The organism is Rhodococcus sp. NPDC079359, assembly GCF_040702585.1.
GTDB lineage: Bacteria > Actinomycetota > Actinomycetes > Mycobacteriales > Mycobacteriaceae > Rhodococcoides.
In genome coordinates this window covers 554,218-569,183 of sequence record NZ_JBFBLH010000003.1, presented here as the reverse complement: position 1 = coordinate 569,183, position 14,966 = coordinate 554,218, and the positions used below count along the sequence as shown (strand labels likewise).

Genomic DNA, 14,966 nt, shown 5'->3' with positions numbered 1-14,966 from the left:
GATGCCTGCCGCGCGTGCGCGGCGAGGCAGTATGGACGCACATCCCGTTCGCTATCGAAGGAGAACGTTTCCGTGGCTCAGGTCAGTGCATCCAGTTCCGCCACCATCGCCACCACACCGGATCGAGTGCTCGCTGCGCTCGCCGACTACGAGACGGTGCGCCCACGCATCCTCCCCGAGCAGTACCGCGACTACGAGGTGGTCCAGGGCGGGCAAGGAGACGGAACCGTGGCCACATGGACCCTGCAGGCCACCGAGAAGCGAGTGCGCAACGTCGCCGCGACCGTCACCGTCGCCGGATCGACCATCACCGAACGCGACGCCAATTCCTCCATGGTCACCACCTGGTCGGTCGCCCCGGACGGCGCGGGCACCACGGTCACCACGACGACGGAGTGGAAGGGTGCAGGCGGCATCGGCGGATTCTTCGAGAAGACCTTCGCACCGCTGGGACTGAAGAAGATCCAGGCCGCGACGCTGGAGAACCTGCGCCGCGAGTTGATCTAAGCCTGCTCGAAGTCGGGGGCCTCGATGAGCTCGAGTGTTCCGACGACCACGGTGCGCATCGACCACAGGAACATCCCGTCGGGTCCACGGTCGACCGTGTCGTAGGCCCCCGGCAATGTATCGAGGTCGGTGCGCGCCGCGATCGCGTCGTCGTACTCACGATCGCGTCGAGCAGAGTTGTAGACCATCTCGGCCAAGGCCAGCGCATGCTCGCAGACGGTGATGACAGCCCACGTCGCCTGCTTCGGAGTGAGGTCGTATCGAGTTCGATAGCGCGTCTGCACCGAGTCGGCCATACGGATGGCGTCGATCGAGCTGGGAGTCAGGCCGATCAGATACTCCGCGATGCCCGGGTTGGAGTGAACCAGCTCGCGCATCGCGGAAGCGAGGGTCAGCAACGCGTCGTGCATGGATTCGTCGTCACCGGGAAGCGGCGGCGACCACCTCCGCAGAATCTCCTCCGCCACGAGCGCCTTGAGGGAGCAGAGATCGTCGATGTTGTTGTAGATGGCGACGATCGACACGCCCAGGCTTTCGGCCACCGACTTCACCGACACCTTCGGCAGCGTCAGCGCAATACCCGCCTCGGCCATGGTCTGGGGCGTCACCCGACGCTTGCGAGGGGAGCGACCCTCGGGGTTCGTCGGTTCGTGCATTCGAGGATGGTACGCGCCTCAGTTGTGACGCATCCTCAGCTGTGTGGCGCGGCGTCCGCGGACCTTCGTGCGACTACGCTGGGGATCGCTTCGACCCACGCGAGAGGACGACACAGTGCAACCCGGTGAACAGCCCGACATGGCATCGATCCTGCAGCAGGCCCAGCAGATGCAGCAGCAGCTGATGGCGGCGCAGGCGGAGATCGCGGAGACCGAAGTGACCGGCCAGGCGGGCGGTGGCCTCGTGGTCGCCACCGTCAAGGGAACCGGTGAGGTGGTCGGACTGACCATCGACCCCAAGGTCGTCGACCCGAGCGACGTCGAGACGTTGCAGGACCTGGTGATCGGCGCGATCGCCGATGCGTCTCGCGCGGCTCAGGCCGTCGCGAGCGAGAAGATGGGCCCCCTCGCTGGTGGTCTCGGTGGCATGCCCGGCCTGCCCGGGTTCTAGGCGGTGTACGAAGGTCCGGTTCAGGATCTGATCGACGAACTCGGCAAGTTTCCCGGGGTCGGTCCGAAGAGCGCTCAGCGCATAGCTTTTCACCTCCTGGGCGTCGAACCTCCCGAGGTGGATCGGCTCATGCGCGCGCTGCAGCGCATTCGCGACGGCGTTCAGTTCTGCATCGTCTGCGGCACGGTCTCGGACAAGGAACTGTGTCGAATCTGCGCGGACTCACGTCGTGACAGATCCATGATCTGCGTCGTCGAAGAACCCAAAGATGTTCAGGCAGTGGAACGTACGCGAGAGTTCAAGGGCCGCTACCACGTGCTCGGTGGGGCACTCGATCCACTGAACGGAGTGGGGCCGGATCAGCTCCGCATCCGAGAGTTGTTGACTCGCGTCGGAACCCAGGACGACGGAGTGGACGTCACCGAAGTCATCATCGCCACCGACCCCAACACCGAGGGCGAAGCCACTGCCACGTATCTGGTGCGCATGATGCGCGACTTCCCCGGCCTGGCCATTACCCGCCTCGCCTCCGGCCTGCCCATGGGCGGAGACCTCGAATTTGCCGACGAACTGACGCTGGGCCGCGCTCTGACCGGGCGCCGGCGTATGTAGAGCGGCTTCGCCGCACGTGCACGAAACCTCGTAGCAGGGGTCGAGTTTCCACTCACGACCCGGAGTTGTGCACAGCCTGTGGATAGATTCTGACGTGGGCGCCGGAAACCGGCCATCCTGAGGTCCATGAGGACAAGACCAGCGGGTACCTGGCAGCGATTATTGGACGAGCAGCACGGAATCATCACGACGAAACAGATGCATGCTTTCGGCGTCAACAAGGATTCGATCAACCACTACGTGGAAACCGGGCAGTGGCTGAGAGTGTTTCGTGGAGTCGTCTCGGTGACCAATGGGCCGCTGACTCGTGAGATGCAATTGTCTGCAGTGCTGCTGTACTCAGGGCGGGGAGCGTTGCTCAGTCACACCACCGCCGCGGAGGAATGGGGGTGGGTTCGGCCTGGGGCAGGCCCGGTTCACGTCACCGTTCCGTACGGATGCTCGGCCACCAGCAAGCCGCCGACGATGAGGCACGCCAAGCAGAACTTCACCTCGGAAAGCAACGAACAAATCCATCCCGGGGTAGTGGTCCACCGTTCCCGAGCCATGGGACACATCGGTGCCGAGACGAATCCGGCGCGAACGAGCACCGTCGATACGGTCCTCGATCTCGTTGTCGCAGAGCCGACGTCGAGGCAAGCGACGATCACATTGGTCTCGGCGATGTCTTCGGGTGGCGTGAACGTCGCGGCCATGACGAGCAAGGTCGAAGTCCGGCGACCGATGCGCTACCTCAAACCGATTCTGCACACGCTGGCTCTCATGCGCGACGGAGTCCATTCTGCACTCGAACACCGTTACGTACTCGACGTCGAGCAGGTACACGGTCTGCCGGTCGGGCAGCGGCAGGCCCGGTATTCGTTGACGGCCGAAAGCTTTTCGAGGACATTCGCTACCAGATCTGCGACCTCATCGTCAGGCTGGACGGCCAGGCCTTCCACTCTGCCAAGCAGCGGCGATTTCGCGATCGCAGACGTGACAATGCTGCGGAGCTGAGGAACCTGCCGCGGTTGATGTACGGCTGGCACGAAGTGACGGACGACCCGTGCGGTGTGTACCGAGAGGTCCGTGAGGTGCTGGTCAGAGAGGGTTGGACCGACGCGTCGTATCCGTGCGAACGTTGCGCCTTGTGAGTGGAAATTCGTAGTGGGCTACGAGTTTTCGTTCACGTGCGGCGCAGCCGCTCCTTGCGAAGCTGCGCAACCTCGGCAAGCTCGAGGGGAGCGAGAGTGGTGCCCAATGCCCGCTCCAGTAGATAGTCCGCCAATTCCGGGTTCCGGGCGAGTACCGGGCCGTGCATGTACGTGCCGATCACCGAACCCTGCACGACGCCTTCGCGTCCGTCGCCGACACCGTTGCCGACACCGTGGGTGACCTTGGCCAACGGGGACGCATCCAGGCCGAGAGTCGTTCCGCCGCGGTGGTTCTCGAAACCGGTGAGCTTCTGAGTGAGTCCTTCGAGCGCGGGTTCGGTGACGACTTCACCGATCGAACGCGTCGCCTGCGGTGCGGTGGTGACGTCGAAGAGCGAGATGCCGTCGACGCGTTCGCCGGCAGAGGTTTCGTACCAGTGGCCGAGGACCTGGATCGCGGCGCAGATGGCGAGCACGGGCGCTCCGCGGGCAGCGGCGTTCTGTAGTCCGGGGTATCGGGTGAGGTGACGCGTCGCCAGGCGTTGAGCCGAATCCTCGGCTCCACCAAGGGTGTACACGTCGAGTGAATCGGGGACCGGATCGCTGAGGGTGATCTGCACGACCTCGGCGTCGATGTCTCGCATCCGAAGCCGCTGACGAAGAATGAGCGCGTTGCCGTTGTCGCCGTAGGTGCCCATCACATCGGGCAGGACCAGACCGATGCGGACGGTGGACTCAGACATTCTTCACCTCACGTGCCAGCGCGCGCCCGAGGTCGCGGAACGCAGTGTAATTGGCAAGCACTTCGACGCGCCCCGGCGGACAGGACGCGATGGCCTGCAACGGATCTGCGATGGTGGTGTGCTGCGAGCCCGCGTACAGCAGGCGAACTCCGAGGTCGGTCGCGCGCTCACCGGCGGCGACGACGGCGACGTTCTCGAAATGCTCGAAGCGGACATCCCACAGCCACGACAGGTCTTCACCGTCGGGTACCTGCCCGTTGACGGCGATGACGAGGCCATCGCAGGTGGGGTCGATCATCGACAGCGCCTCCTGCCAGCCGGCAGGGTTCTTCGCGAGAAGCATTCGGACGGAATGGGATCCGTACTGGATGGTGGAGTAGCGTCCGGCGACTTCGTCGACGCTCGACGCGGCGGCGACGGCATCTTCCGCGCTCGCGCCGAGGGTCACTGCGGCGGCTACGGCCTGAGCTGCGTTGCCGCGGTTGGCTTTTCCTGGCAGCGACAACGTCATCGGCAGGACGAGTCCTTCGGGCCCGTAGAGATTCTCGTCGTCGAGCCACCAATCAGGCGTCGGGCGCTTGAAGTCGCTGCCGGTGCTGTACCAGTGCTCGCCCTCCCACAGGATGGGTTCGCCCGTGCGCGGGCAGCTGACCGAATCACCAGCCCATCCACCGCCGGCTGCGACCCAGACGACGTTCGGTGCGTCGAATGCTGCCGAGGTGACGAGGACGTCGTCGCAGTTGGCGATGACGACGGTCTCGGGATGCCGGGCCAGTCCGGCGCGCAGTTTGCGTTCGATCATGTTGATCTCGCCCACGCGGTCGAGCTGATCGCGACTGAGGTTGAGCAACACGATGGCCGCCGGTTCCACCTCGTCGGACACATGGGGGACGTGCAGTTCGTCGACCTCGAGAGCCGCCAGTTCGGCATCGAAGTGTGCGTGCAGGGCCGCGACGATGCCGGCGTCCATGTTCGCGCCGTCGGCCTGGGTGGCGACATCGCCCAGGGTGGCCAGGGCAGCGGCCGTCATACGCGTGGTGGTGGACTTGCCGTTGGTGCCGGTGACGATGACGGTGCGTCGTCCGCGCCCGAGCCCACCGAGGATGTTCGGATCGATCTTCAGGGCGACGAGTCCGCCGATCATCGAGCCCTTACCTCGACCCGCTTTGCGAGACGCCCAGGTCGCCAGCTCCGCCGCGCGCAGTGCCACACGGCCACGTGCACCGATACGTCTGCGCTCACCCACTTCAACCATCCGCCGAGTCTGGCACAGAAGAGCGTGCAGTTTCACGTCGGCGGTTTCTACCCCTCGGTCATTCCGCAGGCTCCACTCCCGCTACCCCCGGGTCGTTCCGCAGGCTCCACTCCCGCTACCCCCGGGTCGTTCCGCAGGCTCCACTCCCGCCTCTCACACCGGTGCTTTCTCCCGAACTTCGACCGACCGTCGCACGGCCATGCCGCCGAGGCATCCGCCGATCACGACGACGCCACCGATCAGTGCGAGCACGGACGGGTTCTCGCCCAGGAATATCCAGGCACCGGCGATTCCGACAACGGGAACCAGCAGCGAGAACGGCGCGACCAGTCCGGCAGGGTTGCGGCTCATCAGGATGCTCCAGAGACCGCTGCCGACGATGGTGGCGGGAATCACGATGTAGGCCAACGCGACCAACCCGGGCCAGCCCTGAGGACCGAACGAGTCCGCCAGCGCATGCCAGCCGGTGCTCGGGCCCTCGAAGATCGCGGACAGCGCCAGCATCGGCAGCGGCGGAACGACGGTCATCCACAGCATCAGCGTCATCGGCGAATCGGACTTGGCGAGTCGGTTTCCCAGATTGCCGAACGCCCACCCGAGGCCGGCGAGGAGGGTGAGGATCACCGGGAGCAGGGAGGCGTTCTGGGCGCGGTCCCATCCGATCAGGACCATTCCGAGGACGGCGACCGCGATGCCGATCGCCTGTCTGCGAGAGACGTGTTCGCGCAGCAGAACAGCGCCGAGAACAACGGTGAACGGGGCGGACGACTGCAGCACGAGTGACGCCAATCCGGTGGGCATGCCTGCTGCCATCGCCGCGAACAGAAATGCGAACTGCAGAAATCCGAACCCGAAGCCGTAGAGCAGCAACCACTTCAGCGGCACTTTCGGTCTGGGGACGAACAGGACGACCGGGATGGCGATCACCAGGAAGCGCAACGCGCCGAAGAAGAACGGCGGAAAATGATCGAGTCCGACGCGAATGGCGAGGAAGTTCAGTCCCCACAGCACGGCGACGGTCAATCCGAGGAGGCGGTCGCGAGTGGTCATGGCGTCCATCGTGTCCGCTGCAAATGATCAGCACAATCGAATATATCCGCATCAACAGTTAAGATTTACTGCATGAATGTCGAGCGGTTGCGGATCCTCGCGGAACTCGCCGACCGTGGAACTGTCGCAGCGGTGGCCGACGCGATGTCGACGACCGCCTCGGCGGTATCCCAGCAACTCAAGCTGCTGGCCAGAGAAGCGGGTGTGACGCTCCTCGAACCGGACGGTCGTCGGCTCCGGCTGACCGATGCGGGACGCGCTCTGGTGCTGCGCACCGACGAGGTGCTCGCTGCGGTCGCCCGCGCTACAGCCGAGATGGATCGGTACCGTGCGTCCCCGCGGGGACGCGTCCGAGTCGCGCTGTTCCCGTCCGGTGCTGCCCTGCTGCTGCCCGGGGTGCTGACGCGATTGGGGAACTCGGACGTCGACATCGAGGCACGCGACGAGGACCTGCCTGCATCCTCGGTGCCGGAACTGTTGGCCGACTACGACGTGGTGCTCACCCACCGCGACGAGCGGGCCCCGTCGACCGCAGGCCCGCGCATCGAAGTGACGACACTGATGCGTGAGCCGATCGATCTGGTGCTCCCGCCCGGTCATGGCCTGGCGCAACACGAATCGATAGACCTCAGGGACCTGGTCGACGAACGGTGGATCAGTGTTCGCGGCGGATTCCCGGTCGACGACGTGCTGCTCTCGGTAGCCGCTGCCACTGGCGTCGAGCCCCGAGTGGTTCAGCGGGTGAACGATTTTCGCGTCACCGAGGTGTTGGTGGCGGCCGGTCACGGCGTGGCACTGATGCCGCGATACGCCGTGGTGCATCCCGGTCTGGTGCGTCGAGAACTGTCGGGCGTTCGGGCCGGGCGCATCTACGAACTTGCGACCAGGCCCGACGCTCGACGCCTACCGGCGATCGCTGCCGTGCTCGATGCGTTCCGGGCGGAGGCAGACCTCAGGACAGAGCTTTGGCCTTCAGCGTCCTGAATTCGTCCTGATCGATGGTTCCGTTGTCCAGCAACGTCTTTGCGTGTGCGATCTCCTCCGATGCGGACCGACCGGCCACTTCTTTGATGTAGTTCTCCTGCTGGTCCTTGGCGTGCTGCAGGGCGGCAACCTGGCGCTCGGCCATGTTGCCGCCGTTCACGATGAGGTAGATCAGCGCGGTGAAGAACGGCGCGATGATGAGGAAGAGCACCCACGCGGCTTTCACGAGCCCGGATGCTTTGTGGTTTCGGAAGAGGTCTCCGATGATCGACAGCATCACCATGAGGTAAGCCACGAATGCGAAACCGACGATGAGAAGCCAGAGAAAATCCCAGAAAGAATCCATGGCGAACTTCCATTCCTTGTGTGCCCCGACAGCGAAATCATTGTCGCACGGGGCGTAGCATCCGGCCGCGGATCAGCAGCGAAAAGCCGCCCATTCGTGATGAATGGGCGGACGTTCGGCCGATCAGTGTCGATTCGACGCGGTCGTTTCCGGTAGCGATTCGATGGAATCGACGAGGTGGCAGGCAGCCATGGAACCGTCGGCGTGTTCCTCGAGCAGCGGCTCCACTTCTCGGCACAGCTCCACCGCGTAGGGACATCTCGAGACGAAGGCGCATCCAGTGGGTGGGTGCGCCGGATCGGGGGAGTCACCCTCGAGGATGGTTCTGGGGCGTGCCCGTTGGATCGAGGGGTCGGGGACCGGGATGGCTGACAGTAGCGCTTTCGTGTACGGGTGTGATGGACGCTCGTACACCTTTGCAGCGGAACCTATTTCGACTACACGCCCCAGGTACATCACGGCAATTCGATCGCTGATGTGTCGAACTACGCTGAGGTTGTGGGAGATGAATATGCACGTCAGATCGAATTCCTCGGTCAGGTGCACCAGAAGATTGATCACTTCGGACTGGGTCGACACGTCGAGAGCCGAGACCGCCTCGTCGGCGATGATCATCTTGGGATCCAGTGCCAGGGCTCGGGCTATGGCCACCCTTTGGCGCTGGCCGCCGGACATTTCAGCGGGGTATCTGGCAGCGAAATCGCTGCGCAGGCCCACCTTCGACAACAGGTCGGCAACTTTCGCTTCGCATGTGGATCGATCGACGTGATCGTATATCCGAAGCGGTTCGGAAATGGAGGTACCCACCGTCTTACTGGGGTCGAGTGAGGCGAACGGATCCTGAAAGATCATCTGTAGATCTCGGCGCTTCTTCCGCATCGCACTTCGACCGAGAGTCAGGAGGTCGTCGCCGCCATAGATGATCTTGCCGCGTTCGGGCTTCTCCAGCCTCAGGATGGATCGGCCCAGCGTGGATTTTCCCGATCCCGACTCGCCGACTATTCCCAGCGTTTCTCCCTGCCTTACAGTGAGACTGATGTCGCGAACTGCCTGGACCGTCTCGCGGGGCCTACCGAGGAGATCGCGGGAGCGAACGAACGACTTCGACAACCCGACGACATCCAACAGTATCGGCTTTTCGGTGATGGTCATATCCGACCCTTTCTCTCCGCCTCGACCATGGTGGTTCTCGCCGCGGACGTGTCTGCCTGGGTGCTAGGAATCTCGGGCACCAGTGTCGTCACGGTGCCGTCGACGACACGGATGCACCGGGTGCTCCGCTCGTCGTCCCCTGTCACGAGTGCTGGGTGGTCCGCATCGCAGAGTCCTGGAACGGAATAGGTGCACCGTGGGCTGAACCGGCAACCGGGTGGCATGTTCTCGGGCCTGGGTACCATTCCGGGGATCGCAACGAGGTCGTTTCCGGGCTCGATGCGTTGGGGCAGTGATTCGAGCAGTGCGGCCGTATAGGGGTGTAGAGGTCGAGAGAATAGGTCGCCAGCGTGTGCGATTTCGACCGGCTCGCCCGCGTACATAACGGTGACCTCATCGCAGAAGTCGGCGACGACGCCGAGGTCATGCGTAACGAGCAGTACTGCGGTTCCCAGATCTTCCTGCAGCCTGCGGAGCAATTGCAGGATGCCGGCCTGGACCGTGACGTCGAGGGCGGTGGTCGGTTCGTCGGCAATGAGAAGCTTCGGGTCGCATGCGATCGACATCGCGATCATCGCTCGCTGGCGCATGCCGCCGCTGAAGCTGTGTGGGTAGTCCTTCGCCCTTTTGGCCGCTGCGGGTATTCCCACGAGGTCCAGCACTTCCACCGCCCGATTCCAGGCTTGCTTTCTGGACTTGCCGAAGTGGGTACGTACGGTCTCGGCGATCTGCTCGCCGACGGTGAACACCGGGTTCAGACTCGTCATCGGTTCTTGAAAGATCATGGCGATCTCGCGGCCGCGGATTGCGCGCATCTGTCGTTCGGACTTGGTCAGAAGGTCCTCGCCGCAGAAGTCGATGTGGCCGTGCGTTATTCGACTGTTGTGCGCTGGTAGCAGTCCGAGGATCGACAGGGCGGTGACAGTCTTCCCCGAACCGGATTCGCCGACCAAGGCCCGTGTTCCGCCGCGCCCGAGATCTAGCTGGCCACCGAGAACAACGGGGGTCCAGCCGTTCTCGGTGCGAAACTCGACCTGAAGACCCTGGATCGAGAGCAGGCTGTCGGTCTCTGGTCGTTCATGCTCGATATCGAGTGCGGTCATGCCTTTCTCCGTTCCTGTCCGACGGCGTCGCGAATTCCGTCACCGAGCATGTTGAGGGACAGAATCGTCAGCATGATGGCAAGCCCGGGCGGCACCACCATCCATGGACTCTGAAATCTGTTGTCGAACGCACCGCGCAGCATCGAGCCCCAACTGGCGGTAGGTGGTTGCACGCCGAGTCCGAGGAAACTCAGCCCTGCCTCGGCGAGCAATGCCAAGGACAACATCAGGGTGAGTTGCACCAGGAGGGGAGACCGGACGTTGGGCAGTACGTGGACCAGAACCGTTCTCGAAGTAGAACATCCGACCACCTTGCTCGCCTCGATGTAGGTCTCTTCCCGGACGTTCATCGCAGCACCGCGTACTACGCGAAACAGGCGAGGCGCGGTGGCCGCTCCCACCGCCAGCATTGCGTTGGTCAGACCGGGTCCGAAGATCGCGATGATCGCGAGAGCGAGAACCAGAGCCGGTAGCGCAATGAGGGCGTCGGCCACCCGTCCGGCGATCCAGTCGAATTTACCGCCGAGGTATCCGGCCAGTAGGCCGAGAGGCAAACCGGTGAGCGCTGCGAATCCGACCGCGATCAGCGGAGCAACCAGTGAAATCTGTGTCGCGTAGACGAGTCGACTGAGGGTGTCTCGGCCGAGCTGATCCGTTCCGAGTAGGTGATTGTCCGAGAACAACGGCAGAAATGCCGAGGCCAACTTTTGGTAGGCAGGATCGTAGGGTGCGATCCACGGTGCAGCTACGGCCACAACCGCCAGTAGTCCGAGAAATACCAGGCAGACCACGTTGGTGCGGGACTTGAGGATTCGACGGATGAACACCCGTCCGGGAGACGGTGGCGCAGGATTGGAGCGCACTGCGCCGATCGGTGCGCCGACTGTTCTACGGACACCCGGTGCAACGCGCGGTACCGAACGACTGATGGTCATGCCTGCCTGACTTTCGGGTTGAAGTACGCGTAGGAGATGTCCACGGCTAGATTTATCAACAGCACGAACAACGTGATGACCACGACGAATGCTTGGATAACCGGGAAATCTCGTTCCAGAATCGCCTTGAGCGCTACGGAACCCAATCCAGGCATTCCGAAGACCTGCTCGATGATGACGGCACCGCCGACGAGTGCGGCGGCCTGCAGCCCGAAGACGGTGACGACCGGTATGGCGGCGTTCTTGGAGGTGTGTTTGACGACCACTTTCCACCGCGGTAGTCCCTTGGCCGTCGCCGTTCGGATGTAGTCCCGCTCGAGGACGTCTATCACCCCGGCGCGAGCCTGGCGGGCGATCTCAGCGGCGGTGACGGTTCCCAGAGCGAAGGCGGGCAGGGCGAGATGCGCGAACCAGGCGACGAAACCCTCGCTCAGCGGGGAGTACCCGGTGGCGGGGAAGAGTCGGAGCTGCAGCGAGAAGAAGGTCACGAACAACAGGCCGAGCCAGAAGCTCGGCATCGAAATGCCGAGTGTCGTCAGGCCGGTCAGCGTTCGATCGATCCAGGTGCCTCTGCGTAGTCCAGCAAACACGCCTGCGAGGACGCCGACGACGAGCGACCAGGACAACGCAACGAAGGCCAGCGACAATGTGACCGGAAGTGCTTCCAGAATTGCATCGATATTTCGGTGGCTGCTCAGCAACGAGGTGCCCAGATCGCCGGTCATCAGGTTGCCGATCCAGCCGAAGTACTGCACGACGATGTTCTCGTCGAGACCGAGTTGGCTCCTGGTGGCTGCTATCTGTTCGGCGGTGGCTGCATCGCCCGCCGCGACCACCGCCGCATCGCCGGGGATCAGATGAATCATCGAAAAGCTCAGGATCGTGACGATGAACAGGACGGGAATGGCCGCAAGAATTCGTTTGACCATGAAAATCAACACAATTCGATCACCTCTTCTTCGTACGCGGCACAGCTACTTGCTGATGTCGAGTGTTCGTAGGCCGGTTCCACCTGTTTTGTAGAACTCGTAGTTGGCGAGATTTCCCTGTGTAGCAACCGACGCGACGGAGTGGCACAGAACGATCTGGGCGGGCCCCATGTCAAATGCCTCGGCGAGGAGGTCTGCATACGCTTCAGAGCGTTCGTCGACCTCCGTGGAGCGGGCTGTTTCGGCGAACAACTCGGCCATCTCGGGTGTCGAGAGGTTGCCGGGGTTGTCGCCACCCCCCTGCATGTAGGCGGACTGTACGTAGAGGCCGGGGTCGGTGCCGCCGCCGTACTGACCGACCAAAGCGTCTGCGTCGCCGGTGACGAAGCGCGCCCTCGCCTGTGTCGCATCCATTACTTCGATACGCATATCGATGCCGACATCGGCGAGGTTCTGCTGGACGACCTGCGCATTGTTCTGGTAGATCGACAGGCTGGGAACGGCTGCGGTGAAGGTGAACCCGTTCGGCAGTCCGGCCTCGGCGAGTAGCTCTCGGGCGCGGTCGGGGTCGTACGACGACCAACCGGAATCGTCCAATTCGTCGCTGTGCGCAAAGTACCCCTCGGGATACGGCTGAGCCCCGGGGATGCAATCGCCCGAATACAGCACCCTCGATATCGCTTCACGATCGATCGCGAGGTTCATCGCCTGACGTACTTGTTTCTTGGCGAATTCGCTCCGTTCGGTATTCAGAGAAATTCGAGCCATGCTGGTACTCGCGCCGGAGGAGGTGAACACTTGAAGTCCGCCGGCCGCGGCTTCGTCCTTCTGCGGACCCACTACACCGGTCATCGTGGACTCGCCTGCCTGCAGCGAGTTCATCCGAGTAGCGGTATCGAGTTGGATGAGAAAGGTCAGATTGCTGAATCGGTACGCGTCGTCGTCCCAATAGTCCGGTCGGCGCTCGAAGTAGTACGCAGTTCCCGGGATGGAGCGGGTCATTGTGAATGCTCCGGCACCGACGGGATTTTGATCGAGGTCCGGGTTGGCCAGTGCGGCCGGCGACACGAGCATTCCCGGACGAGAGGCGAGCAGCGTGGGGAGCGCTCCACCCGGTCCGACCAGATTGAGTCGAACGGTGCGTGAGTCGAGTACGTCCACCGAACCGATCGTCGTGGCGATCTGTCCCCTGATCGTCGATTGCGGGTCGGTCAGGATCCGATCGAAGTTGGCCTTGACCGCCGGTGCGTCGACAGGGGTCCCATCGGAAAATGTTGCATCCGAGCGCATTACGAGCGTGAACGTCTTACCTGACTCGTCGAGCGACCAGCTCTCGGCGAGCATCGGAATCGGGTTGCCGTCGGTGTCCACGTCGGTGATTCGATCGTAGATGACCGCGAGCAGTGGTAGGTCGTTTTCGGTGACTCCACGATGCGGGTCCAGGCTGCTGGGCACCACGATCTGTCCGTAGACGACTTCGGCCTCGCGATCCAAGGCATTCGGATCGAACGTTCGTTGGTCGATTCCCGCGCAGCCGGTGCCGAGTAGGCAGACGGTGAGAATCGAGACTGCGACGGTGAACAGCGGCCTGGCCGGCATTGGCCCTCCAATTCGATGCAGCGGACCACGTCCCGGTCGGGTGGCGAAGCCGCAGCGTTCCCAGATCGACTGGGAGGGTGGGCCGTCGAGACTTCACTGGTGGTCGGTGCCTGTGTGACAGGCGATTTCTAGAAGGATGTTCTAAAACATCAGGACTGTCAAGGGTTCGGCCGAATTGGTATGAACCGGACACGGGGGTCTTGACAATCGCGGTGCACGTCGGTCACGATTTGCTAGATTTCAGTTCTAGAATCACATTCTGGATGCGCTGCACGCGTCTTCACCACCGATCGAAAGGAAGTCAGGACATGGTCGATTTCGCCCTGAACGAAGAAGAAGAATTGATGCGCAAGTCCGTGCGTGCATTCCTGGAGAAGGAAGTTTTCCCCTTGGAGAACGAGGTACTCAGGAACGAACGAGAGGGCCGACCCGGTTTGCCCGACGGTGAGGTCAAAGCACTGCGGGAGAAGGCCAAGAAGTCGGGATTCTGGGGAATCAACACCCCGGAGGAATATGGTGGCGCCAATCTCGGCCCCGTCATGAGCGCAATCATCGCTGCGGAGGCCGGCCGCACCTTCGTACCGTTCTCCTTCGGTGGCTCGGCCGACAACATTCTCTACGGTGCCAACGAAGAGCAGAAGCAGAGATACCTGATCCCGACGATCGCCGGTGAGCGCCGATCCTGCTTCGCCATCACCGAGCCCGGTGCCGGATCCGATGCCCGCAGCATCAAGACTCGTGCGGTCAAGAACGGATCGGACTGGGTCATCAACGGTGAGAAGATTTTCATCACCGGCGGCAACGAAGCCGATTTCGTCATGGTCTTCGCGGTGACAGACAAGGAGAAGGGGGCCAACGGCGGCGTCACGTGCTTCATCGTCGACCGCGACATGGGGTGGACATCGACTCCCATCCCCACCATGGGTCAGTGGGGTCCTGCTGCGCTGTCCTTCGTGGACGTACGGGTACCCGAGAGCAATGTTCTCGGCGAGGTGGGAAAGGGCTTCGATCTCGCTATGAGTTGGATCGGTCAGGGGCGGTACATGATCCCCGCCCGTGCGATCGGCTCTGCCGAGCGGCTGTTGGACATGGCGATCGAACATTCCAAGAACCGAGTGTCCATGGGCCATCCCATCGCCGAATACCAAGCCATTCAGTGGCAGATCGCGGACTCCCATGTGGAGATCGAGTCGACCAAGTTGCTGACGCTACGGGCGGCCTGGGCGGTCTCGCAGGGCGTCGACGCCCGTCACGTCTCCTCGGTCGCGAAGTTGCACGGCAGCATCATGGCCAACAACGTCGTCGACCGAGTACTGCAGATCCACGGCGGAATGGGCTACACGAAGGAACTCCCGATCGAGCGCTGGTACCGCGAATTGCGCCTGCTCCGAATCTTCGAGGGCACCGACGAGATCCAGCGTCGAACCATCGCTCGAAATCTGATCAAGGGATATGTCAATTCCGACGGCTTCGGACACTGACCACAGACATGCTGGCTCACAACTCGTAGT

Annotated in this window: 16 protein-coding genes; 6 read left to right on the top strand and 10 right to left on the bottom strand. The window is 62.9% G+C overall.

Annotation, left to right across the window (positions count from 1 at the left end):
• The first annotated feature begins 72 nt into the window (after nucleotides 1–72).
• Nucleotides 73–507 (top strand): SRPBCC family protein, encoded by a 435-nt coding sequence (locus AB0362_RS11035; RefSeq protein WP_068050479.1) that lies wholly within the window; start codon nucleotides 73–75, stop codon nucleotides 505–507.
• Here AB0362_RS11035 and AB0362_RS11030 read toward each other — a convergent pair.
• Nucleotides 504–1,163 (bottom strand): hypothetical protein, encoded by a 660-nt coding sequence (locus AB0362_RS11030; RefSeq protein ID WP_366235606.1) that lies wholly within the window; start codon nucleotides 1,161–1,163, stop codon nucleotides 504–506. The genes AB0362_RS11035 and AB0362_RS11030 overlap by 4 nt on opposite strands.
• A gap of 139 nt (nucleotides 1,164–1,302) precedes the next feature.
• On the opposite strand from AB0362_RS11030, the gene AB0362_RS11025 reads away from it, so the two are divergent.
• From AB0362_RS11025 to AB0362_RS11015, 3 genes are all read left to right on the top strand, one after another.
• Nucleotides 1,303–1,614 (top strand): YbaB/EbfC family nucleoid-associated protein, encoded by a 312-nt coding sequence (locus AB0362_RS11025; protein WP_217901102.1) that lies wholly within the window; start codon nucleotides 1,303–1,305, stop codon nucleotides 1,612–1,614.
• Nucleotides 1,615–1,617: 3 nt separating this feature from the next.
• Complete coding sequence (gene recR / locus AB0362_RS11020; protein WP_032379989.1) at nucleotides 1,618–2,226, top strand: recombination mediator RecR; 609 nt, start codon at nucleotides 1,618–1,620, stop codon at nucleotides 2,224–2,226.
• Nucleotides 2,227–2,352: 126 nt separating this feature from the next.
• Nucleotides 2,353–3,222, top strand: coding sequence for a type IV toxin-antitoxin system AbiEi family antitoxin domain-containing protein (locus tag AB0362_RS11015; RefSeq protein WP_366235605.1), 870 nt, complete (start codon nucleotides 2,353–2,355; stop codon nucleotides 3,220–3,222).
• Between the two features lie 169 nt (nucleotides 3,223–3,391).
• On the opposite strand, the gene AB0362_RS11010 is transcribed toward AB0362_RS11015, so the two are convergent.
• From AB0362_RS11010 to AB0362_RS11000, 3 genes are all read right to left on the bottom strand, one after another.
• Nucleotides 3,392–4,102: a type 1 glutamine amidotransferase gene (locus AB0362_RS11010; RefSeq protein WP_094687627.1), complete on the bottom strand. Its 711-nt coding sequence runs from the start codon at nucleotides 4,100–4,102 to the stop codon at nucleotides 3,392–3,394.
• On the bottom strand, nucleotides 4,095–5,357 hold the full coding sequence (locus tag AB0362_RS11005) for a Mur ligase family protein (RefSeq protein WP_366235604.1): 1,263 nt from the start codon (nucleotides 5,355–5,357) through the stop codon (nucleotides 4,095–4,097). Before AB0362_RS11005 ends, AB0362_RS11010 begins: the two co-directional genes overlap by 8 nt.
• Nucleotides 5,358–5,510: 153 nt before the next feature.
• Entirely contained in the window at nucleotides 5,511–6,407 is an 897-nt protein-coding gene (locus AB0362_RS11000) for an EamA family transporter (protein WP_366235603.1), read from the bottom strand.
• 72 nt (nucleotides 6,408–6,479) lie between these two features.
• Between AB0362_RS11000 and AB0362_RS10995 the strand changes: the two genes are divergently transcribed.
• A complete protein-coding gene (locus tag AB0362_RS10995; RefSeq protein ID WP_366235602.1) occupies nucleotides 6,480–7,391 on the top strand; it encodes a LysR family transcriptional regulator in 912 nt (303 codons plus the stop codon).
• Here the strand turns inward: AB0362_RS10995 and AB0362_RS10990 are convergent.
• From AB0362_RS10990 to AB0362_RS10965, 6 genes are all read right to left on the bottom strand, one after another.
• Entirely contained in the window at nucleotides 7,360–7,737 is a 378-nt protein-coding gene (locus AB0362_RS10990; protein ID WP_094638721.1) for an SHOCT domain-containing protein, read from the bottom strand. The genes AB0362_RS10995 and AB0362_RS10990 overlap by 32 nt on opposite strands.
• 123 nt (nucleotides 7,738–7,860) lie before the next feature.
• Nucleotides 7,861–8,889, bottom strand: a complete 1,029-nt coding sequence (locus AB0362_RS10985; protein ID WP_366235601.1) for an oligopeptide/dipeptide ABC transporter ATP-binding protein — start codon at nucleotides 8,887–8,889, stop codon at nucleotides 7,861–7,863.
• Nucleotides 8,886–9,992, bottom strand: coding sequence for an ABC transporter ATP-binding protein (locus tag AB0362_RS10980; protein WP_366235600.1), 1,107 nt, complete (start codon nucleotides 9,990–9,992; stop codon nucleotides 8,886–8,888). Before AB0362_RS10980 ends, AB0362_RS10985 begins: the two co-directional genes overlap by 4 nt.
• Nucleotides 9,989–10,927, bottom strand: coding sequence for an ABC transporter permease (locus tag AB0362_RS10975; RefSeq protein ID WP_366235599.1), 939 nt, complete (start codon nucleotides 10,925–10,927; stop codon nucleotides 9,989–9,991). The genes AB0362_RS10980 and AB0362_RS10975 overlap by 4 nt, the downstream gene beginning before the upstream one ends.
• A complete protein-coding gene (locus AB0362_RS10970) occupies nucleotides 10,924–11,868 on the bottom strand; it encodes an ABC transporter permease (protein WP_366235598.1) in 945 nt (314 codons plus the stop codon). The genes AB0362_RS10975 and AB0362_RS10970 overlap by 4 nt, the downstream gene beginning before the upstream one ends.
• A gap of 33 nt (nucleotides 11,869–11,901) precedes the next feature.
• Nucleotides 11,902–13,455, bottom strand: a complete 1,554-nt coding sequence (locus AB0362_RS10965; RefSeq protein ID WP_366235597.1) for an ABC transporter substrate-binding protein — start codon at nucleotides 13,453–13,455, stop codon at nucleotides 11,902–11,904.
• Between the two features lie 308 nt (nucleotides 13,456–13,763).
• Between AB0362_RS10965 and AB0362_RS10960 the strand changes: the two genes are divergently transcribed.
• Nucleotides 13,764–14,936, top strand: a complete 1,173-nt coding sequence (locus AB0362_RS10960) for an acyl-CoA dehydrogenase family protein (RefSeq protein WP_366235596.1) — start codon at nucleotides 13,764–13,766, stop codon at nucleotides 14,934–14,936.
• Nucleotides 14,937–14,966 lie beyond the last annotated feature (30 nt).

What these genes read in the sequence shown, in the direction of transcription:
- AB0362_RS11030 (WP_366235606.1), bottom strand. Translation starts at nt 1,163, where the DNA reads ATGCACGAACCGACGAACCCCGAGGGTCGCTCCCCTCGCAAGCGTCGG.
- AB0362_RS11025 (WP_217901102.1), top strand. Translation starts at nt 1,303, where the DNA reads ATGGCATCGATCCTGCAGCAGGCCCAGCAGATGCAGCAGCAGCTGATG.
- AB0362_RS11015 (WP_366235605.1), top strand. Translation starts at nt 2,353, where the DNA reads ATGAGGACAAGACCAGCGGGTACCTGGCAGCGATTATTGGACGAGCAG.
- AB0362_RS11010 (WP_094687627.1), bottom strand. Translation starts at nt 4,102, where the DNA reads ATGTCTGAGTCCACCGTCCGCATCGGTCTGGTCCTGCCCGATGTGATG.
- AB0362_RS11005 (WP_366235604.1), bottom strand. Translation starts at nt 5,357, where the DNA reads ATGGTTGAAGTGGGTGAGCGCAGACGTATCGGTGCACGTGGCCGTGTG.
- AB0362_RS11000 (WP_366235603.1), bottom strand. Translation starts at nt 6,407, where the DNA reads ATGACCACTCGCGACCGCCTCCTCGGATTGACCGTCGCCGTGCTGTGG.
- AB0362_RS10995 (WP_366235602.1), top strand. Translation starts at nt 6,480, where the DNA reads ATGAATGTCGAGCGGTTGCGGATCCTCGCGGAACTCGCCGACCGTGGA.
- AB0362_RS10990 (WP_094638721.1), bottom strand. Translation starts at nt 7,737, where the DNA reads ATGGATTCTTTCTGGGATTTTCTCTGGCTTCTCATCGTCGGTTTCGCA.
- AB0362_RS10985 (WP_366235601.1), bottom strand. Translation starts at nt 8,889, where the DNA reads ATGACCATCACCGAAAAGCCGATACTGTTGGATGTCGTCGGGTTGTCG.
- AB0362_RS10980 (WP_366235600.1), bottom strand. Translation starts at nt 9,992, where the DNA reads ATGACCGCACTCGATATCGAGCATGAACGACCAGAGACCGACAGCCTG.
- AB0362_RS10975 (WP_366235599.1), bottom strand. Translation starts at nt 10,927, where the DNA reads ATGACCATCAGTCGTTCGGTACCGCGCGTTGCACCGGGTGTCCGTAGA.
- AB0362_RS10965 (WP_366235597.1), bottom strand. Translation starts at nt 13,455, where the DNA reads ATGCCGGCCAGGCCGCTGTTCACCGTCGCAGTCTCGATTCTCACCGTC.
- AB0362_RS10960 (WP_366235596.1), top strand. Translation starts at nt 13,764, where the DNA reads ATGGTCGATTTCGCCCTGAACGAAGAAGAAGAATTGATGCGCAAGTCC.